General features: G+C 65.8%; 19 protein-coding genes. 16 read left to right on the top strand and 3 right to left on the bottom strand.

Annotation, left to right across the window (positions count from 1 at the left end):
- The first annotated feature begins 50 nt into the window (after positions 1-50).
- From ACOCMM_RS11445 to ACOCMM_RS11430, 4 genes are read left to right on the top strand one after another with little or no spacing between them, the layout of a single operon-like run.
- Complete coding sequence (locus ACOCMM_RS11445; protein WP_419553281.1) at positions 51-3,293, top strand: hypothetical protein; 3,243 nt, start codon at positions 51-53, stop codon at positions 3,291-3,293.
- The gene (locus ACOCMM_RS11440) at positions 3,290-4,840 is read left to right on the top strand and encodes a hypothetical protein (protein ID WP_419553280.1); all 1,551 of its coding nucleotides are present in this window, start codon (positions 3,290-3,292) and stop codon (positions 4,838-4,840) included. Before ACOCMM_RS11445 ends, ACOCMM_RS11440 begins: the two co-directional genes overlap by 4 nt.
- Positions 4,837-6,651 carry a hypothetical protein gene (locus tag ACOCMM_RS11435; protein WP_419553279.1) on the top strand — a complete coding sequence of 605 codons (1,815 nt, stop codon included), beginning with the start codon at positions 4,837-4,839 and terminating at the stop codon, positions 6,649-6,651. Before ACOCMM_RS11440 ends, ACOCMM_RS11435 begins: the two co-directional genes overlap by 4 nt.
- The gene (locus ACOCMM_RS11430; RefSeq protein ID WP_419553278.1) at positions 6,648-6,980 is read left to right on the top strand and encodes a hypothetical protein; all 333 of its coding nucleotides are present in this window, start codon (positions 6,648-6,650) and stop codon (positions 6,978-6,980) included. The genes ACOCMM_RS11435 and ACOCMM_RS11430 overlap by 4 nt, the downstream gene beginning before the upstream one ends.
- Here ACOCMM_RS11430 and ACOCMM_RS11425 read toward each other — a convergent pair.
- On the bottom strand, positions 6,962-8,128 hold the full coding sequence (locus ACOCMM_RS11425; protein ID WP_419553277.1) for an acyl-CoA dehydrogenase family protein: 1,167 nt from the start codon (positions 8,126-8,128) through the stop codon (positions 6,962-6,964). The two genes, ACOCMM_RS11430 and ACOCMM_RS11425, sit on opposite strands and share 19 nt — an antisense overlap.
- Before the next feature lie 4 nt (positions 8,129-8,132).
- On the bottom strand, positions 8,133-8,669 hold the full coding sequence (locus tag ACOCMM_RS11420; protein ID WP_419553276.1) for a VOC family protein: 537 nt from the start codon (positions 8,667-8,669) through the stop codon (positions 8,133-8,135).
- A gap of 266 nt (positions 8,670-8,935) precedes the next feature.
- Here ACOCMM_RS11420 and thrH point away from each other — a divergent pair, with 266 nt between their 5' ends.
- From thrH to ACOCMM_RS11370, 10 genes are all read left to right on the top strand, one after another.
- Positions 8,936-9,583, top strand: a complete 648-nt coding sequence (gene thrH, locus ACOCMM_RS11415; protein WP_419553275.1) for a bifunctional phosphoserine phosphatase/homoserine phosphotransferase ThrH — start codon at positions 8,936-8,938, stop codon at positions 9,581-9,583.
- Between the two features lie 97 nt (positions 9,584-9,680).
- The gene (locus ACOCMM_RS11410; RefSeq protein WP_419553274.1) at positions 9,681-10,163 is read left to right on the top strand and encodes a peroxiredoxin; all 483 of its coding nucleotides are present in this window, start codon (positions 9,681-9,683) and stop codon (positions 10,161-10,163) included.
- 58 nt (positions 10,164-10,221) lie between these two features.
- Positions 10,222-11,223 carry an ROK family protein gene (locus ACOCMM_RS11405; protein WP_419553273.1) on the top strand — a complete coding sequence of 334 codons (1,002 nt, stop codon included), beginning with the start codon at positions 10,222-10,224 and terminating at the stop codon, positions 11,221-11,223.
- Position 11,224: 1 nt separating this feature from the next.
- Complete coding sequence (gene dacB, locus ACOCMM_RS11400) at positions 11,225-12,706, top strand: D-alanyl-D-alanine carboxypeptidase/D-alanyl-D-alanine-endopeptidase (protein ID WP_419553272.1); 1,482 nt, start codon at positions 11,225-11,227, stop codon at positions 12,704-12,706.
- Positions 12,693-13,406 carry an LON peptidase substrate-binding domain-containing protein gene (locus tag ACOCMM_RS11395; RefSeq protein WP_419553271.1) on the top strand — a complete coding sequence of 238 codons (714 nt, stop codon included), beginning with the start codon at positions 12,693-12,695 and terminating at the stop codon, positions 13,404-13,406. Before dacB ends, ACOCMM_RS11395 begins: the two co-directional genes overlap by 14 nt.
- Before the next feature lie 150 nt (positions 13,407-13,556).
- On the top strand, positions 13,557-13,886 hold the full coding sequence (locus ACOCMM_RS11390) for a hypothetical protein (protein WP_419553270.1): 330 nt from the start codon (positions 13,557-13,559) through the stop codon (positions 13,884-13,886).
- A 7-nt stretch (positions 13,887-13,893) separates the two neighbouring features.
- Positions 13,894-14,124 carry a hypothetical protein gene (locus ACOCMM_RS11385; protein ID WP_419553269.1) on the top strand — a complete coding sequence of 77 codons (231 nt, stop codon included), beginning with the start codon at positions 13,894-13,896 and terminating at the stop codon, positions 14,122-14,124.
- Between the two features lie 31 nt (positions 14,125-14,155).
- Positions 14,156-14,407: a hypothetical protein gene (locus ACOCMM_RS11380; RefSeq protein ID WP_419553268.1), complete on the top strand. Its 252-nt coding sequence runs from the start codon at positions 14,156-14,158 to the stop codon at positions 14,405-14,407.
- Entirely contained in the window at positions 14,404-15,282 is an 879-nt protein-coding gene (locus ACOCMM_RS11375; protein ID WP_419553267.1) for a tRNA (adenine-N1)-methyltransferase, read from the top strand. The genes ACOCMM_RS11380 and ACOCMM_RS11375 overlap by 4 nt, the downstream gene beginning before the upstream one ends.
- A 305-nt stretch (positions 15,283-15,587) precedes the next feature.
- A complete protein-coding gene (locus ACOCMM_RS11370) occupies positions 15,588-16,187 on the top strand; it encodes a S1 family peptidase (RefSeq protein ID WP_419553266.1) in 600 nt (199 codons plus the stop codon).
- A gap of 78 nt (positions 16,188-16,265) precedes the next feature.
- Here the strand turns inward: ACOCMM_RS11370 and ACOCMM_RS11365 are convergent, their stop codons facing one another.
- Positions 16,266-16,499: a ferredoxin gene (locus tag ACOCMM_RS11365; RefSeq protein ID WP_419553265.1), complete on the bottom strand. Its 234-nt coding sequence runs from the start codon at positions 16,497-16,499 to the stop codon at positions 16,266-16,268.
- Positions 16,500-16,674: 175 nt separating this feature from the next.
- On the opposite strand from ACOCMM_RS11365, the gene arc reads away from it, so the two are divergent.
- Both arc and dop read left to right on the top strand, forming a co-directional pair.
- Positions 16,675-18,438: a proteasome ATPase gene (gene arc, locus ACOCMM_RS11360; RefSeq protein WP_419553264.1), complete on the top strand. Its 1,764-nt coding sequence runs from the start codon at positions 16,675-16,677 to the stop codon at positions 18,436-18,438.
- Positions 18,439-18,517: 79 nt separating this feature from the next.
- A complete protein-coding gene (gene dop / locus ACOCMM_RS11355; protein ID WP_419553263.1) occupies positions 18,518-20,026 on the top strand; it encodes a depupylase/deamidase Dop in 1,509 nt (502 codons plus the stop codon).
- The last annotated feature ends 80 nt before the right edge of the window (positions 20,027-20,106 follow it).

Below are 20,106 nucleotides of genomic sequence, written 5' to 3'. Positions count from 1 at the left end.
TTGTTCGAATCGAATATAAGCGCCCGCCATCGGGGGTTGTGGGCGCTCGGGTGCTGAGCGCGGAGTTCACCGTGCCCGCCGCGACGGCGATCACGGTCACCTGCACCGGTGTCGGCTACGCGGACGGTGTCGCCGGTGTGGTGTTCGCTCACGCGGGCGCGGTGACGTCGGTCACGGTGACGGCGACGTCGGGAGGGACGTGCGCTGCGGCGGCGGCGCCGTCGGGCGTGGACGCGGCGTTGGACTGCGACATGGCCGCCGACGCGCCGCTGGTGTTGTCGGTCGCTGCGGATGCGTCCGCGTTCGGGCCGTCGCTGGGGTGGGCCACCAGCGGGGGTGTGAGTCGGGTGCGCAGTTCGCAGTCCCAGCGTACGAGTCCGCTGGTGGTGCTGGGGGCGTCGCTGGGCAGCTGGCGGCGCACCGGCACGGTGACGCTGTCGTGCACCCAGAACGGCACTGCGACGCTGACGGTGAGCTTGCCCGCAGCCGCCAGTCATCTCACACAAGTGAGCGCCGATTGCCGGGACAGGGTCCAGATCACGGGCCTGTCCGACACGACACACACGGGCGCGGGCACCGTGACGGTGACAGACGGGTTCAGCGTGGAGCCTGCCGGGGCGTCGTGCACCGCGACCGCGACCGCCGGCACGCCCACGGTCACGGCGGGCACCGGCGGGGCTCGTACCGCAAGCGTGGGGGTGGCGGTGGGGTCCTCAGCAGATGTGACGGTGACGTGCACTCATTCCGGCCGGGCGGACGGCACTGCCACGGTGGCGTTCACGGCTCGGGCCGCTGACAGCTGCGGGGAGCACATGGGCACGCTGGGGGTGGGCACCACGACGCGCACCGGGACGGTCGCGGCTGTTTCGGGATGCACGTCGCCGCAGCGTCGCCGCGACGGCGGCACCTCTGGGAGCTATTACGCGCGTCGTCATGGCTTCACGGTGTCGTCCCCGTTGCGGGTGCAGATCGATCTGGCGTCCGCAGCGACCAACACCAGCCGGCTCGACACCTATCTGTTGCTGCTGGAGGGCCACAGCGCCGACGGGACGGGCGCCGTGTTGGGCCGCAACGACGATGTCGGCTCCGGGCACGGCACTCACCGCTACAACTCGCGGCTCGCCGGGGTTGAGCTCGCGCCGGGCGACTACACCATCGAGGCCACCACCTACGGCAGCCGCCGCACCGGCGACTACACCCTCACCGTGGTCGCTGCTGGGGGCGCCGGCGCGGCATGCACCGACCATCTGGGCACCCTCCCAGCAGGCCGATACACCGCCGCCGGGACCGTCGCGGCCGTACAAGGATGCACCTCGACCCATCGCGGCAGCCAAACCAGCCGGCCATCCGCGCGCTGGCACACGTTCACCCTCGACGCCCCCGCATGGATCGACATCGACCTCGCCAAAGCCAACAGCAGCAGCCTCGACCCGTACCTGCTGCTCCTGTCGGGGCACGCCAACACCGGCACCGTGCTCGAACAGGACAACAACAGCGGCACCGCCGCCGCGGCCCAGATCCGCGGCCGCTACCTCCAAGCCGGCGACTATGCCATCGAGACCACCGCTGCGACGCATACCGGGGTCGCCGGCACCGGCGACTACACCTTGACCGTCACCGTGCCCGTCAGCGGCCTCGCCCAGTCCGTCGACGCCACCGTCGATGAGCAGACCACCGTCAACTTCACCTACTGGCCCACCGACGTAAGGATCGGGTTGCAGTCCCGTTCGGGCGATATCGATTATCTGGCGGATCTGCTGGACATCGGCATATCCGCGTCTGGAGGCGAGGTGTCGCTCTCGCTGGCTGTGCCGCTGGTCGATACGCACGGCTTGAGCGTGACGCGAACCACTGTTGCGGCTTCGAATGGCGCAAGCGGCGCAGGGGGTTCGGCGACTCGAGGCGCTCGGCAGGTTCGGTCTGCGACATCTGTGGTGTCAGTGACATCGGGCTATGAGTTCTCGGTTGACGCGGTGTGCGGCCACGGCTCGGTGGTGAGCCCGAGCAGTGAGCAGCTGTGTGTGTCAGCGTCGTTGCAGAGCAATCCGCGCGAGGACGCGCGCACGGCGCTTGACGGCGGTGCGCTGTATCGGGTGACTCCGGGGGCCTTGGCAGGCACGGTCGCTGCGGCGCAGGCCGGAAAGGATGCGTTCGCGCGCAAAGGCATGGAATGCCAAAACATAAGCGTGAATCGTCTCGCGGCGGTGATGCTCGCGATCCCGTACTGGGAGAACCCGGCATTCGACGCCAACGGCGACCCGACGCGCCTGTTGGCGCGTTCGCCGATGGCGCTGTCCCGCAAGGACGTCGTCCGCCAAGGAGGCAGCATCCAGCCGAAGAACTACCGGCTGTACTCGGCCAACTCGCAGACCTCGGGGCCCGCTCGGGCGTTCTGGCACCCCGGGGTGGGCTGGTGGCAGATCGACGACACCTTCGCCGTCAACGACGACCTCGTACCGGTGCTGGAACTGGATCATGCCGAGCGTGCGGATGCCCGCATCGGCGGGACGCTGGTCGCGGAGCGGCTGCTGGAGACCCTGTGCGGTGTCGACGCCACGAACACAACCGAGTTCCTTGAGAAGCTTGCTCGGGGGTACGGGCCGTGGTTCGGCTGCCGTGGGGAGTCCGAGACCCAGACGTGCCGGGACAATACGTATCTGAAGATGTACGACATCGAGCGCGATGACCTGCTGGTGACCTCTAAGGGCTATACGGGCGAGGGCCCGGTGGACGGCTACGTCCGGGACCACAGCCCCTCGGGCGGGGCGATCGACCTGGACTGCCGCTGGGGCGACACGGGCGCCGCGTTCGACTGCTGGTTCTTCAACCCCGGCAACCGGCAAGGCGCCATGCAGGTGTACGACCCCGAGGCCGACAACGCCGACCTGTGGAAAACCGACCCCGACACCGGGGAGCGGTACCGGTCGCGCACTCCGCTCGCAGCGCCGTTCCTGTCGTTCACTTACGTAGAGAACCAAGTCGGCACGAAGTTCGCGGTGTTTCCCGCGGCGTTCCTGCCGGGCTCGACCACGACATGGTTCAAGGCCGTGCCCGACGGGCACGGTGTCCGCGGTGCGGACTATCCGTGGCAGCAGACCAGCTACACCTTCGGCAGCGGCTCGATCGCCCAGAGCCGGCAACTGCAGGTTCAGGTATGCCGCGCGGAGGGCACACCGCCGGCGGTCCGCTACGACTGCAGCTGGTGGCCGGTGAACAGCGAGAGCCTGGTGAACGTGTTCGCTGCGGCGCACTTGACGAACCGCACACGCGAGGACCCGGTGTACCTGCCATGAACCCAAGCAGGCCGCGTCGGCAGCTGGCGGCGGCGGCCGTGCTGATGGCGGTGTCGGCTGGCTGCACCGGGAACGATCCCGCTGCGGAGCCGCGGCTGCCCCCAGTGGCCAGCACGTCGACGTCGCTGCCGTCCAGCGCGTCGGCGACCCCGGAGTCGGGTCCGGTCGCCACGACAGCCGCCGAGACAGCACAGCCGCAAGCCACAGTTTCCGAACCCGTCAGAGAGCACTTGGCGCAGGTACGCCCATCGGGAGACTACGCGCCCCGCAGGGACGAGTACTTCGACTTCCGTGCTTGGCGTCTCGCGGAGGCTGCCGACCTGCGAGTACCCGCCCAAGAAGAGGACGTCTTGGGTCCGGTGCACCGGCCTAGACGTCCCGATCCGAGGCTCGAGGCGGTGTGGGGCCGCGCATTCGACATGTGCGACGACCGGCAGGCATATGAGGCCATCATGCATGTGCCCTACCAGACCGGCGGGCTGTTACGCCTGCAGGACTACAACCGCCTCCAGGACATGCGCCCGCAGATGGGCTGCGAAGGGCCGCCGCCCGATCCCGACGCGCCCACGCACCGCTACGGCTATGTGAGCGTTCTTGGAGGCTTGGGCTATGCCGAGACCGCCCGTGAGGCGCTTGAGATGTCCGCGCTGTCGGTGGAGGCCCAGAAGGAACGCTGGAAGGACACGCTGTGGGGAGGCGTGGACGCGTTGGGTACCTTCGCGTTCAACTATTCCGATTACAAGGAGATCCGTTTCGCCCCTGCTGAAGCGCCCATTGACGGGGTGCGTGTGCTGCGCGAATCGGTCAAGGTGCGCGACGGGGTGCTGCGGGGGATGGTGCGCAACTGGTCCCGCAGCCTGTTCGCATACGGCGCCACGGTCACCGCAGACGGCGAGTCGTGGCATTGGCCGTTGTCGGTACAGCCCGGCGAGACCGCCCCCTTCGAGATCGACGGCTGGGACGGCCCGGCTGACCCGGCACTGATCGAGTTCGCCGTCGACGCCGAGATGTCGCCCGAGATCGACATCTCCCGCGCATGGTTCATCGACTTTCCGCACCAAGCCAGGACGCACAGCGCGGAGAGCCTGCGCCAATTCGGATACACAGACGCCGTAATCGAACGCGTCCCCGTCACCGGCGGCTTCTGGTTCTACCCATCGCTTATCCGCTACGTGCTGGAGCCTCTGTCGGGTGGCCGCACATTGGTGCGAGGAAACCTGTTCGACTACTGGGGCGCGGTGCACATCGAGGATCTGCGCGCCTACACCGTCGTGTTTGACGGTCAGCACGGCCGAGTGCTCGAAGTCGAGCAGCTCCCGGTATTCGCCAACGAATTCAGTATCGACATGAGCGTCGACGGCGAAGGGTCGACCCACTGGGCTTCCGTCTCCAGCTACCCACACATTGCGACCGCCGATGCGGACGGCCGGACCGAGTTCATTATCGATCTGTGGCTCCTCTGGCACATATCTCCCGGACTGCCATACGACATCGGCAACATGCTCATCTGGATCGGCGGCGCGCATCCCCAAACTCCGCCACCTTGAAGAGCCATAGCGCCCGCGGCAGTTGGGCAATCCTGAGCGGTCAGCAGAGCCTCAAGGCGGCGCGGATGGGCGGCAACGACGACCGGGACCGTTCCGCGGGCGATGACAACTCGCGGCTGTCGGGCGTGGAGCTCGCGCCGGGGGACTACACGATCGAGGCGACCACCTACGGCAGCCGCCGCACCGGCGACTACACCCTCACCGTGGTCGCTGTCGGGGGCGCGGACGCGGCATGCACTGACGATCTGGGCACTCTCGCAGCAGGCCGATACACCGCCGCCGGGACCGTCGCGGCCGTGCAGGGATGCACCTCGACCCATCGCGGCAGCCAAACCAGCCGGCCGTCCGCGCGCTGGCACACCTTCACCGTCGACGCCCCCGCATGGATCGACATCGACCTCGCCAAAGCCAACAGCAGCAGCCTCGACCCGTACCTGCTGCTCCTGTCGGGACACGCCAACACCGGTGCGGTCCTGCACCAGGACGACAACAGCGGCATCGCCACCGCAGCCCAGATCCACGACAAGTATCTCGAAGCCGGCGCCTACACCATCGAGACCACCGCCAACACAGCATCAGGCAGCACCGCAACCGGTGACTACACCCTCACCGTCACCGTGCCCATCAGCGGCCTCGCCCAGACCGTCGACGCCACCGTCGACCAACAGACCACCGTCAACTTCAACTACTGGCCGGTGACCCGCTCGGTTTCGTTCGGCTCGCAACGCTTGAGCACAGACATTCTGTACGACTATTTCGGGTTCGGGCACAGCGCAGCACGCGGATATGGCAGCGTCACGCTCTGGCCGGACCGAAGCGCGCCGCACGAGCTAGCGCTGTCGCTCGGCGCGGTGAGCAGCGGAAGCAGTTCAGGTGCGACTCAAGGTCGATCAAGCACGCGCAGTCCCACGGCTCGCCAGACCCGAACGGTTGACAGTCCTCGCGAATTCCTGTTCCGGGTGTTCTCGAGATGCGGCCCAGGCGAGAAGCTGAGCCCGAACAACCGGATCCTGTGCGTGGATGCTTCGGCGAATGTCGAGGTGCGCACCCCGGGCAAGGAAACCCCGGTCACGGTCGGAACGCTGTTGGCGATCGATCATGTCTCCAAGGAGGCCGTTCGGCTGCACGCCCGACCCTGCAGCAACGGGCTCACGGTGAAGCCTCGTCAGATCGCTGCGCTGCTGATAGCGATCGGCATCTACGAATTGGACATGTCGAGGGTCACCCCTCTGGGTGAGTTCGTCTATCGGTATCCGGCGCGCTCGGCTATGGGTCTTTCGCGGCAGGACTTTGGCTATGCCTTCTATTACTCGCGAGACGCGGCGGGCGTGTTCGGGCCGATGCGGGCGTACTGGCATGTGGGGGCGGGGATGTTCCAGCTCGACGACCGCTTCCGCGACAGCCAGGTCAATGCGATGACTCACGCAGAGCGCGCCGACATCCATATCGGCGGCAAGCTCGCCGCTGAGGACATCGTCGAGCACATCTGCGAGATCTCGGTCGTGTGCGTGCCGCCGGTCGAGATCACCAACTATGTGCCGGGCAGCCGTGACGGCAAGGGTGCCATGGAGGGCACTTTCGACGTCGCCCTCACTGCCGTCGCGTGCACCGCCGCGAATGTGGGGGCATCGCAGGTAGGCCCACAGCGGACACGGGCCGGCTCGACATCGCAGCGGAGTGCGAGGCGACCGGATATGGGACCCGCACCGCGACGGCTCGGTTCGTGGCGCGCTCTGACGCGGACTGCACCTCGCCGCGGGGACGCTTGTCTCACGGGCCGCGCACGCTGTCGGTGTCGCTGTCGACGATGAGCTGCACGACCGCGAATCGCGTGTCGGGATCGACGTTCTATGCGCGCCGCTACACGTTCACCCTCGCCAGCTCGGGATGGGTCAGCATCGATCTCGAAGCCACAGGGACGGGCACGAACGCATTGGATACCTACCTGGTGCTGCTCGGCGGCCACGGATCAGGCGGGTCCCCCCAGGCAAGCGACGACGACAGCGGTACTGGCGACGACGCGCAGCTCGCGGACGTGTTCCTCACCGCCGGGGACTACACCATCGAGGCGACCACCGCTACGAACGGCTATCGGCTCAGTCTCAGATGCTCAGAATCGATTCAGCCGGAATCGATGTAGCTGCGCTTCGCAACCTCTTCGAGCATGACTTCTGTGGCGCCGCCGCCGATGGGCAGCAGGCGCGCATCGCGGCACATCCGCTCGATGGTCGACTCGCGCATGTAGCCGATGCCGCCGTGGAACTGCATGCAGTCGTACATGACCTGATTCACGACTTCGGCGCCGAGCGCCTTGACGCCTGACATCTCTTTGATGGCGTCGATGCCTTGTTCGGTCAGCCAGGCCGCGTGGTACATCGAGGCGCGCACTGCGTCGACCTTGGCCTGGTTCATTGCCATGCGCTGGCGGATTGCACCCAGGTCGTACAGCGTGGCGTCGAAGGCCTTGCGCTGCTGGGTGTACGCGTTGGTCAGGTCGATGGCGACCTGTGCTGCGCCGATGCCCATGCCGACAATCACCATCCGCTCGTTCTGGAAGTTCGCCATGGTGGCGTAGAAGCCCCGGTGCAATTCGCCCAGCAGGTGGTCGTCAGACAGCCACACATCGCGTAGCACGAGTTCGGCGGTGTCCGAGCAGCGCCAGCCGTGCTTGTCGAGCTTGCGAGCCACTTCGAAGCCCTCGGTGTGCGCAGGGACCAGGAACATCGAGATCCCGTAACGGTCATCGGGGTCGGTTCGAGCCGCCAGCACCGTCATGTCGCCGTACACGGCTCCGGTGATGAATGTCTTGGCGCCATTCAGCCGCCACCCGTCACCGTCGCGGACCGCCGTGGTGCGCAGCCCTGCCACGTCGGAACCGGCATCGGGCTCGGTCACCCCGATCGACAGCATGGTGTCGCCGGACTGAATCGAACCCAGCCAGCGCTCAAGCTGTTCGTCGGACCCCGCATTGAGCAGATGGGGCAGCGCCATGTCGGTGTGCACCAGCACATTTGCTTCGAAGCCCGCGTACGTAGAAGTGCCGAGCGCCTCGGAAAATACGGCCGAGGCGAGCGGACCGAGGCCCAATCCACCCCACCGTTCAGGCACCCGCAGCGAGAACATCCCCAGCTCGCCCATCTGTTTGTAGATCTCACGCGGAACTTGGCCGGCTTCCTCCCAGGCATCGCCGACCAGGGTGACCTCGTTGGCGACGAAGGCGACGGTTTGCTCGTAGATCGCTTGCAGCTCGTCGCTCAGGTAGATGTTGCGATGGACTGTGGTGCTCACCGGCTCAGCCGACAGATACTGGGGCGGAACCCTGCTTGACCAGTTCTTCGAGCGGGTCGCCGCGGCGGAAGCGCTCGACCAGCAGGTCGGCGTCGAAGTCCACGCCGATGGGGTTTGCCTCGAAGGTCTCCGAGCGCATGAACTCCATGCACTCGGCCATCGTGGCGTAGTTCTCGATCTGGAACTCCACACCGTTGCCGTCGGGGTCGGCGTAGTACATGGAGGTGGTGGGGCCGTGGTTGATGGTCCGCACCGGCATGATGCTGGCGGCCTTGAGCCGCTCGTAGAGGTCGAGGAGGTCGCCGAAGCTGCCCATCGAGTAGGCGATGTGCTCAAGGGTCCCCTGGCGAGAGTCGTAGCGACCGGGCTGGCCACGGTTCACGAATGCCAACCGGTGATGCTCGTCGTCGTAGGAGATGAACGAGATGAATCCACCGTTGTGGACGACGTCGGCGTCGAGCACCGTGCACCACCACGACTGGAGGCGCTCGATGTCGTCGGTGCGAAAGACGGCGTGCGCCATTTTGATCGGCTTTGCCATGTCCAGTCTCCCCACAGTGGTCCGTGTTCGGGGGCGACGCTTCACCTCTGCTGGCTGTGATATCTCTGCATCGCCCTTCCGCTCAGCTTAGGTCGATGCCTTCGAGGCGACCGGTAGTCCCAGCGGCTGGTGTGAAACGTGTGCCCCTCATAGGAGTCGACGTAGTTCCGGTGGCGCGTGCCCATCAGCGACAGACGGTTTGGTACGCCAAACCGGACACGTCCTGGCACCGACCGGGCAACGGTTCGCGGACAATCGTCCACGGCATGAGAGACTCGGCGCTCGTGCAGAGGGTCATCGCCTTGGACATGGAGGGCGTGCTGACGCCCGAGATCTGGATCGCGGTGGCCGACCGCACCGGGATTGCCGAGTTGCGACGCACGACCCGTGACGAGCCGGACTACGACGCCCTGATGACGTACCGGATCGACGTGCTCAACTCTCATGAAGTGACGCTGAGTCAGATCCGGGAGGTGATCGCTGAGCTGCCGCTGCTGGAAGGGGCCCGTGAGTTCCTCGACGAACTCCGGCGCCAGTGGGTCGTCGTGCTGTTGTCCGACACGTTTGAGCAGTTCGACGACCACTTCCTGGAGCTGATGGGTCACCCACATCTGCTTTGCCACCGGCTCGACGTGGCTGATGGACGCCTGCTGGGATGGCGCCGCCGTGTCGAAGACGCCAAACAACGCGCCGTCGTCGCGTACCGGGAGCTCAACTATCACGTGACCGCGGTCGGAGATTCCTACAACGACCTGACGATGCTGCGAGCAGCAGACGTCGCGAGCCTGTTCAGATGCCCCGCAGCGGTGGCCGAGGCGAATCCGGACCTGCCAGCGGCATCCGACTACGGCGAACTGCTGCGCTGGATCGAGGGTGTGCACGTGCCGACCGAGCAGAGCAACTGCGGCGACTGAGGGGTCCGGGACAGTTCCGGTCGGACCGGACAGCAGCGGCGCGGATACGCTGCGAGCCACGTTTTCCCCGCAAGAAGAACAGGGACGGAGCAGAGCAATGGCGATTGAGGTCGGCAACCAGATTCCCGATGTGGCACTGCGTGTACTGGACGAGAGCGGCATGCCCGCGCCCGTGCAGTCCAGCGAGATGCTGGGCAGCGGCAAGGTGGTGCTGTTCGCAGTGCCGGGCGCGTTTACGCCCGGGTGCACCAACGTGCACCTCCCCGGCTATGTCGAAGGTGCCTCCGAACTTGCCGGCAAGGGTGTTGACAAGGTCGTGTGCGTTTCGGTGAATGATGCCTGGACAATGCACGCCTGGGCCGAGGCCAACGGTGCGCAGGGCATCGAAATGGCTGCCGACGGCAACGGCGAGTTCGCCGAGGCCATGGGCCTCGTCATGGACGGCTCCGGCTTCGGCTTGGGCTCTCGCTCGCGCCGCTACGCAGCGGTTATCGAGGACGGAACCGTGACGGCGCTCGAGGTCGAGCCCGGGGCTGGAATCGACGTCTCGAGCTGCTCGTCGATGTTGGGAAAGCTCTGATCCCAGCCGGACGCGTGGGGGACTGCGACGCCACCGCCAGGCCGACGTCGCAGCGCTCATGACAACCGACGCGCCGACATCTGTCGGCGCGGCAACGTTTGCGACATCGAAGTTGCATCTCGGTTTCGACGTCGGCGGGACCAAGATCTTCGGCGTCGCGACCGATGGCGCAGGCACGCTTCAGCGGACGGTGCGCGAGCCCACACCCAGTGGTGCCGAAGCGCTCGTGGCGTGCCTGGTTCAGATGGTCGGCGGGCTGGCACCCGATCAGGGCCCCGCGTCGGTCGGTGTCGGCATGGCAGGGCTGATCACCAACTCCGGGCGGGTGACAGTCTCGCCCAATCTCGTCGGCGTGGACGGTGCAGACATCGGAACTCGGCTCGGTGACGAACTGGGCATGCCAGTCGCGCTGGACAACGAAGTGAATTGCGCCGCCCGTTGGGAACTGGCGGCCGGGGCGGCGCGAGGCGTCCGCCATGGCGTCATGGTGGCCGTCGGTACTGGAATCGGCGGGGCCTTCATGCTCGGCGGCGAGGTGCTTCGCGGCGCGGTGGGACACGCCGGCGAGCCGGGGCACATGATTGTGGCCGCTGGCGGGCGCGAATGCGCCTGCGGGCGGAACGGTTGCTGGGAGGCCTACGCGTCGGGTTCCGCACTGGATCGGATGGCCAGCGAGCGTCTCGGCGATGGCGCTCGTGGCCCGGACGTGACCAAGGCTGCCCGGCAGGGCGACACCATTGCGCTCGGAGTGCTGGACGAGTTCGCATACTGGCTTGCGCTGGGCATCTCGAATCTCTGCATCCTGACGGACCCTGAAATGGTGGTGATCGGCGGGGGACTCAGCGAGGACTGGGACCTGCTCGCCGGATCGCTGGATGCGCTGCTGACCGAGATACTCATTGGTCGATCGGACACCTCGCGCCCCAAGGTGGTTCCCTCACAAGCCGGCGAACTCTCAGCGGCCCTGGGTGCCGCCCTTGGTGGCGCCCGTGCGGACAGCGCCGCCCTTGGTGGCGCCCGTGCGGAGTCCGATTCGTGCGTGACTGCCCCTCGCGAGTGATGTGAGACCACTGCGCACAGCCGTGCTGGCGTTGTTGACGGCAGCAGCCGGCCTGCTGCCCACTCTGGCGGCCGTGCGCATGAACACCTCAGCCGATGAAGCAGCCGCCTACGCCGCTGCGCTTCGCACTCCGGTGTTCGCTCCTGCGGACCCCTTCGACCCCGACGACCTCGACGATCCCGCTGGCGGGAATGAGGCGTTGGCGTCGGCAGTGCCGCTCCTGCGGGCCGAACGCGCACCGGACGCGTTGTGGCGGGCGGCGCAGGAACACCACATCGGGACCGAGATGGCGGCGTTCAGCTCGGACTGGCCCGAGCCGCACTGCCTCGCGATCTGGATCGACGGCACCGAAGTGTTCTCGAGCGACGTCGAAGTGGTGATTCCCGCTTCGGTTCAAAAGCTCATTACTGCCGCAGCGGCGCTTGCAGTGGTTGACCCTGCTGAGCAACTGGTCACCCAGGTGCTCACCGATGCAGAGATCGTCGACGGCGTACTCGATGGCACGGTCTGGGTCGTCGGCGGCGGCGATCCGCTGATCATGACTCAGTCGTACGCGGATTCGCATCGTCGCCAGCCGCAATTGCGCACGCCGATGGAGGATCTGGCAGACGAACTCGTCGGCCTGGGCATCCGATCGTTACATGGCAAGCTCATCGCCGATGAGTCGCGCTATGACGCGACCCGCTTTCCCGAGACATGGCCTCAGCGCTACGTCACCCAGCTGCACAGCGGACCGCTCTCGGCACTGAGCCTCAATGACGGCATCACTGGCTTCACAACCGCCTTGACCGCGGCCGAACATCCGGCGCGTTGGTTCGTGTCCACGCTGGCGGACCTGTTGACCGTACGTGGCGTCTCGGTCGATGTCGAAATCGACGTCTCAACCGCGCCGAGCGGCATGATCGAGATAGCGCGGCTGACGTCACCGCCGCTCATCGAGATCATCCAGCAGATGCTGCGGGAGAGTGACAACACGACTGCGGAGCTCATGCTACGCGAGATCGGTCTGCGAAGTGCCGGTGAGGGCTCGACCGCAGCCGGCGCTGCCGCCGCGGCGAGGATCGTGTCGGAGATGCTGCCTCAACTGTCACCACCGGTTGTGATGGACGGCTCAGGACTGGATCGTCAGAACCAGTTGTCGTGCAGCTTGCTGGCAGCTCTGCTCGACAGCTTCGGCACTGATTCAGCCGTGGCGGCGGGACTCCCGATCGCAGCGCGCACCGGGACGTTGTCGCATCGATTTGCCGACCACCCGGTGGCGGGCCGGCTGCATGCCAAGACCGGTTTGCTGACCGGGGTCAACTCGTTGGCAGGGTTCGTCCATACCGACAGCGGTACGGTCATGTTCGCCCAGATCCTCAACGGTGTGCCTGTCGATTCCCGACTGGGTCTGGAACTGCAGGAGTCGTTAGTAGGTCAGCTGTTGCGGTACCCCGTGGGCGATGTGGCAGCCCTGCGAGGATTGATGCGTGGCCCCGCCTGAACAAGATCCGGACCCCAGCCAAGGGCGACAGGAGGCTCGCGAGCGAGCTGAGTCCGATGTCGCTCGCGAGCGAGCGATGTTCCCACTTGGTTCCCCGCTGCTGCCTGGTGCCGTGCTGCCGCTCCACATCTTTGAGCCCCGCTACCGGGCCCTCGCACGGCGGTGCACCAGCAACAATGAACCGTTCGGCGTCGTCATGATCGAGCGTGGGAGCGAAGTCGGCGGCGGAGATGTCCGTTCCGACGTGGGCTGCCTGGCGTCCATCGCGCAGCACCAAGAACTGCCCGATGGGCGATGGGTGATGCTCGCCACCGGTGGCCCGCGGATTCGCATTGCCGAATGGCTGCCGGACAATCCCTACCCGCGTGCTATGACGATCATCTGGCCCGACGAGCCTTCCGAGGTGGATTCGCAGACGCGCAGAGCGACGGTGGCGCGGCTCCGCCGGTTGCGAGCATTGGCCTCGGAAATCGGTGCCTTGGGAGTCACCGCAGCTGAGTCAGCAGCGATCGACGACCGCCTCGCGCAGCTTGGGGAGGCCACGACGGAGCCGACGGACTGGTCGTTCCAATTGGCGGCACTCGTACCCGCAGGTTCCTTCGATCGCCACGCCATGCTGAGCGCACCCGATCCCGCTGATCGTGTCGAAGTGATCGCAGGGGTGCTTGACGGCGTGGAAGAACTGCTGGGCGGCCGGTAGCGTCGCCACACGGGCCTGGGCGGCCCGCTCATGTCCAGCGGCGGACAATGTGCCTGAGCAGGCTGCACTCTCGCAGTCTGTGCCCAGCGGATGGTGCCTGAGCGAGTAATGCCACGACGAGACGTCGGCCTGCGAGCCGAGCTTTCCGAATTGGCCGCCATGTTGCGGGCCTACGTCGTTCAGGAAACGGTTGGCCCGCTGCGTGGGATCGGCCGCTACCTGTTGTTCGGATTGCTCGGCGCGGTCGGAGTGAGCCTCTCGGTCGTGCTTGGCGCATTGGCGCTGGTGCGCGTCCTGCAGACCGAGACCACCGTCTTCGGTGCTAACTGGTCCTTCGTGCCGCACTTGGCCGGTGCCGCCGTGCTGATCGTCGCAATTGTGACCATGGCGCGGGTGATTCGGCCCAAGGGCGACGCCGCCAGACTGGTGCCGGATACTGAACAGTTCGGCGACGTGGCAACCGAACGCGGAGAAGACTGAGAACGACGTGGCGGAAACTTTCGAATCCAGCACCGACGGGCAGCGCATCGCACCGCAGGACATTTCCGACCGCGTACGGCAGCTCATCGGTGGGGCCGGCGATGCTGCAGAGCAAGTGTCGAGTGCCGCCGTCGCGGTGGCCGCCGCGATCGGGACGGGCCTTGTGCTGGCCGCGTTCCTGTTCGGTCGGCGTCGTGGGCGCCGCCGCAGCACGATCGTCGAAGTCGTCCGGGTGTAGTCCGGGTTCACGGCATGCGGTGGGCGTGAACATGGCAGCGAAGCGACGCATCGGAGGGCTGAAGGCTCGGACCATGGATGTTCTGTGGCGGCGAGCGCGGTCGGGCAACGGCAAGTGGCTGGCAGCGGCGATCGTCGTCAGTGGGCTCCGGCTGCTCGTGCGAATATCGAGGCGCGAGCGCGAGGTGGTGTTCAGCGGCGAGCTGGCGCCGGGTGAAGAACTCGCGATCCGGCACACCACACGCAGCTACGGCGAGGACAATGCGTCGGCGGATCAGATGTGAGCCACTCCCAAGCCGCGCCCGAGCACACGGCGCGGGACGACGCCGGCGAACAGCGAGGGGGCGAGCTGCGACCGGGTGAGACCGTGCTCATGATCGATAGTCGCCAGCGGCGGTACCTCGTGTCGCTCAGGGAAGGCGACGAGTTTCACACCCACGCCGGAGTGGTGTCTCACGACGAGATCATCGGATCGCCCGAGGGCTCGCAATATCGCAGTGGCTCGGGAGCCCGGTTCATAGCCATGCGACCGACGCTCGCCGACAGAGTGTTGAAGATGCCGCGCGGGGCCCAAGTCATCTATCCCAAGGACCTTGGCGCCATCTGGATGTTGGCCGATCTTGGAGCGGGCATGCAGGTGTTCGAAACCGGTGTGGGCTCGGGTGCGCTGTCGGCGACCCTGCTTCGTGCGGGTGCAATCGTCACCGGCTACGAGTTGCGGGACGATTTCGCCGAACGGGCTGCGGTCAATGTGGCGAGTGCTGAGGGGTCAGAGGCGCTCGACCGCTACGACGTTCAACTGCGCGACGCCTACGAATCAGTCGATCCCCCTCGACTTGGTTCCAGTTCCCAAGCTCGTGCCCCGGGCTCTGGCAGCGCCCAGTACGACCGGGCAGTCCTGGACATCCCTGAGCCTTGGCGGGTGGCGGTGCATCTGCCCGGTCGGCTGCGGCTTGGCGGAATCCTCGTCGCCTACAACCCGTCGGTGACCCAGGTGCAACAACTTCGCCGAACGCTTGACGACGGTCCATGGGCGTTCGTCGAGACCATCGAGGTGCTGCATCGCAGCTGGCACGTGCAGGGGGCCTCGGTACGACCTGACCATCGCATGGTTGCCCACACCGGCTTCTTGACACACGCCCGATTGATCGAGGAGTGACGCGCCCCATCGCCTCCCGCACACGAACCGAACCCCGGCGCCAGGCACGAACACCCCAACGCGCCGCAGCGTGGCTAACGCGGACGCTGTGCGCGGCTCTGCTGACTGCCCCATTGGGAGGCTGCGCTCCAGAACCGGACGATGCCGGACGGGAAGGGTCCCTGGTCGAACCGGTTGCTCGGATCGAGAGCAGCGAGGGACCGTTGTGGCTGGGCGCTCCGCCGGCATCATCGCCGGTCGCCGACGATGTGCTCGCCGCGGCGGCTCGAGGAGTTGTTGCCGTGCGGGCGAGAGGCTGCGGGCCAGTGTCGAACGGCACGGCGTTCGCCGTCGCGCCGGGGGTCCTGGTGGGTGCTGCTCATGTGATTGCAGGGGCATCTGCCATCGAGATCGAATGGTCCCCGAGCGGTGCCACTGATCCGAGCACGTACCCAGCGGTCGTGGTGGGCTACGAGGAGGGACGAGACCTGGTATTGCTGCTGATCGACGCCGCGGTGCCGCCACTCGGCATCGATCAGGCACGGCTGGGCGCATCGGGGGTGGTGCTCGGATACCCCGAAGGCGGAGGGCTCGTGGCCTCACCAGCACGCATCGAGCACTACGTGAGCGCAACTGGGCTGTGGGGTGACGGAACTGCTAGAAGCGTGTACGTGGTTGCTGCCGACATCCGAACCGGACAGTCCGGCGCTCCGTTGGTCGATCAGGGGGGAAACGTTGTCGGTGTGGCGTTCGGCACGGTGCGAGGCCCCTCGGAGATCGGATTCGCTCTCAGCCGGGCTGAGTTGGTGGGGTTCCTTGTCTCGGCGGGGGTCGATGCCCGAGTGGACACCCTTGGCCGCACTGTGATCAGGGCGAGACCTGGAGACCTCAGCGAAGTCCCCAACGGTGAATGCGGCGGCGGGTAATGAGGCTTACGCCTCGATCTGCGGCGTTTTCCTCATCTCGGCTTACGCCTCAATCTGCGCTTCTTGCTTCATCTCGGCTTACGCCTCAATGAAGATGCACTCCCCGGGGCACTCTTCGGCGGATTCGATCACGGCGTCGAGCTGGGAGTCGGAAAACTCGGCGAGACCTTCGACACCGCCCGGTTCGGCGAAGACCTTGTCGCCTTCCTTCACGTAGGCCAAGCCGTCGTCGAGCAGTGTGAATACATCAGGTGCGATCTCTTCGCAGAGCCCGTCACCGGTGCACAGATCCTGATCGATCCAGACCTTCATCGTGTAGCGACCCTTCCTCCGCGACGGCCCGATAGGCGAGCCCGCGCCACTAATGAAATCTACCGAGTCGGCGCACGTACCGCACGGCACCCGCGAGCGCTCCCGCCGCGGCCCGTCGGCCATCCATACTGCGCGTCACGTCTTCACAGTAGTGCGCGGGTAGTGTCAGCCGCGCATGGACCAGAGCGAATCCGAACCTCAGCGCAGCAGCGCAGCCGATGCGGGGGTCCTCCGCAGTCGCCTGCGCGCGCTCGAGGAAGAGGTCGCTCTGCTCCGACGCAAACTGGCCGACACGCCTGCGCGCGTCAGCACCCTCGAGGAGCGTTTGCTCGAAGCGAAGGGGCAACTGTCGGCGGCGGTCTCACAGAACGAAAAGCTGACCTACACCCTGCGCGAGGCACGCGAGCACATCGCGGCGCTGCGCGAAGAGGTCGACAAGCTGACCCAACCGCCCTCGGCGTACGGAACGTTCTTGTCCCGCAACGACGACGGCACGGCGGACGTGCACGCGAGCGGTCGCAAGATGCGAGTCGCCCTGCACCCGGACCTGGCCGAGACTGAACTGGTCGAGGGCAGCGAAGTCGTTCTCAACGAGTCCTACAACATCGTGCTGGCGCGTGGGCCCGAGATCTCCGGTGAAGTCGTCACGCTGAATGAGGTACTCGAAGACGGTTTCCGTGCCCTGGTCACTGGCCGCGCCGACGAGGAACGCATCGTGGAGTTGGCGGGCGACCTGCGAGGTCAGCCGCTGCGGTCGGGCGACAACCTGCTGCTCGACGTGCGCTCCAACATCGTGCTGGAACGCCTGCCTCGGCCCGAGGTGGACGATCTGCTGCTCGAGGAGGTGCCTGACGTCACCTATGACGACATCGGCGGGCTCGATACCCAGATCGAGCTGATCACTGATGCGGTCGAACTGCCGTACTTGCACCAGGACTTGTTCCGCACCTACGACCTGCCGGCACCCAAGGGCATCTTGTTGTATGGCCCGCCCGGCTGCGGGAAGACCCTGATTGCCAAGGCAGTGGCCAACTCCCTTGCCGCCAAGGTCGGCGAGGTCTCCGGCCAGCAGGGCGCGCGCAGCTTCTTCATCAACATCAAGGGCCCCGAGCTTTTGAACAAGTACGTGGGCGAGACCGAGCGACAGATCCGGCGCATCTTCGAACGGGCCAGAGAGAAGGCCTCCGAGGGTTGGCCGGTGATCGTGTTCTTCGACGAGATGGAGTCGTTGTTCCGCACCCGCGGCAGCGGCATCAGCTCCGACATGGAGTCCACAGTGGTCCCGCAGTTGCTTGCGGAGATCGATGGCGTTGAGGGCCTGCGCAATGTCATTGTGATCGGCGCCTCGAACCGTGAAGACCTCATCGATCCGGCGATCCTGCGTCCCGGTCGCCTCGACGTGAAGATCAAGATCAACCGACCTGACGAGCAGGCGGCGCTCTCCATCTTCAGCACCTACCTCACGCCGAAGTTGCCGATCGACCCGATGGAGGTGGCCGATATCGGCGGCGGAGACCCCCACAAGGCCGTTCGGATCATGACCGAGCGCACGGTCGACGAGATGTACCGCCCCGACGACTTCAATCGCTTCTTGGAAGTCACCTACCAGAACGGCGACAAGGAAGTCATGTACTTCAAGGACTTCGCATCCGGGGCGATGATCGAAAACATCGTGCGCCGGGCTAAGAAGAACGCCATCAAGCGGTCGCTCGCAACCGGCAGCAGCGGCATCCGTCTCGACGATCTCATGGGCTCGATCCGTCAGGAGTTCCGCGAACACGAAGACCTGCCCAACACGACGAACCCGGACGACTGGGCCAAGATCTCTGGCAAGAAGGGCGAGCGGATCGTGTTCATCCGCACGCTCGTCGACCCTGACGACAGCGATGCACTGGGCGGCCGGGCGATCGAGCGGGTCCAGACCAGCCAATACCTCTGAGTGCTGAGGCTCCCGCGGGCGCCGTGCGGGTGAGTCCCGTTTGTCCTGTTCGCGGGCCTGACAGCTAGGGTCCGGGGCGGTGGCGGTTCACAAGGTCGTTGGCATCGAGACCGAGTTCGGCATTATCCATCGCTGCAACGGCGACTCGAATCCGGTAGCGGCGTCGTCGATGATCATCAACGCCTACGTCAACGGATTCCTGTGCCAGCGCGTCAGCTGGGACTTCGAGGACGAGCAGCCGGGCACCGATGCGAGGGGCTTCAACGAGTTCGATGCCCTCGCGCCCGAGATCGAGACGCATCTCGTCAACGCTGTGTTGACCAACGGCGCTCGCTACTACGTCGACCACGCGCACCCGGAACTGTCGACACCGGAGTGCTCGGACGCACGCCAGTGCGTCATCTACGACCGGGCCGCTGAGGAAATCCTGATCCGCTCCATGGAGGCTGCGAACAACCTCCTGCCTGACGGCGAGGAACTGGTAATCCACAAGAACAACAGCGACGGCAAAGGCAACAGCTACGGCTGCCACGAGAATTACCTGCTGGACCGCGACGTTCCCTTCGGCCGCATCGTGACGTACATCTTGCCCTTCTTCGTGACCCGCCAGATTTTCTGCGGGGCCGGCAAGCTGGGCATGGAAGTGCCGATGGGTGACCGGTCTCCGACCCCATTTGGGGACAGGCCATTCCAGATCAGCCAACGTGCTGACTTCTTCGAGGAGGAAGTCGGGCTAGAGACCACGCTCAAGCGGCCGATCGTCAACACCCGCGACGAGCCCCATGCGGATACGCGCAAGTACCGACGCCTGCACGTGATCATCGGCGACGCCAACATGAGCGAGGTCCAGACATACCTCAAGCTGGGCACGACATCACTGGTGCTGGCGATGATCGACGACGACTTCATGTCCGAGCCGCTGACGCCTCTCGTGCCGGTTGCAGCACTGCGCCAGGTGAGCTTCGACACCTCCCTGTCGGGATTGATCGAACTTGTCGACGGCCGACACATACGGGCCATCGAGATCCAGTGGGAGTACTTGGATCTGGCCCGCAAATACGCTCAAAGCCAGGGATTGGAGGCAGTCGGCGGTGACGACATCGGCAACGACATCCTGGATCGTTGGGAATCGGTGCTCGGCGTACTCGAGTCTGATCCAATGAGCCTTGCGACACAGTTGGACTGGGTTGCCAAGCTGCGTCTGTACCAGGGTTTCGCACAGCGGCACGACCTCGATTGGGATGATCCGAAGCTGGCCGCATTGGACCTGCAATATCACGACCTGCGGCCGTCCAAGTCGCTGGCGCGACGCGTCGGTCTTGAACGGATCACCACTGACGACGAAGTCAATGAAGCAGTCTCAGTGCCGCCTTCGACGACACGTGCATACTTCCGAGGCCGCTGCCTCGAAAAATTCGGGGACGAGATCGTCGCGGCGAACTGGGACTCGATGGTCTTCGACATCGGGACGGATCCACTGCGTCGAGTGCCGATGCTCGAACCGCTGCGAGGAACCCGGAACCACGTGGGTAACTTGTTGGACGAATGCCGCGATGCAGCCGAGTTGCTGCGCCGGCTGGGCAACTAGCCGGCCACCGAGAAGGCAGACTCGGCGCATCCGCAGGCGGCAATCGGAACGTCCACGCATTCGAGACCCAGGCAATCGAA

The organism is Candidatus Poriferisodalis sp., from assembly GCF_965198245.1.
GTDB lineage: Bacteria > Actinomycetota > Acidimicrobiia > Acidimicrobiales > Poriferisodalaceae > Poriferisodalis.
Note: the sequence above shows the minus strand (reverse complement) of the source record. Positions and strands in the feature narration are given on the sequence as shown.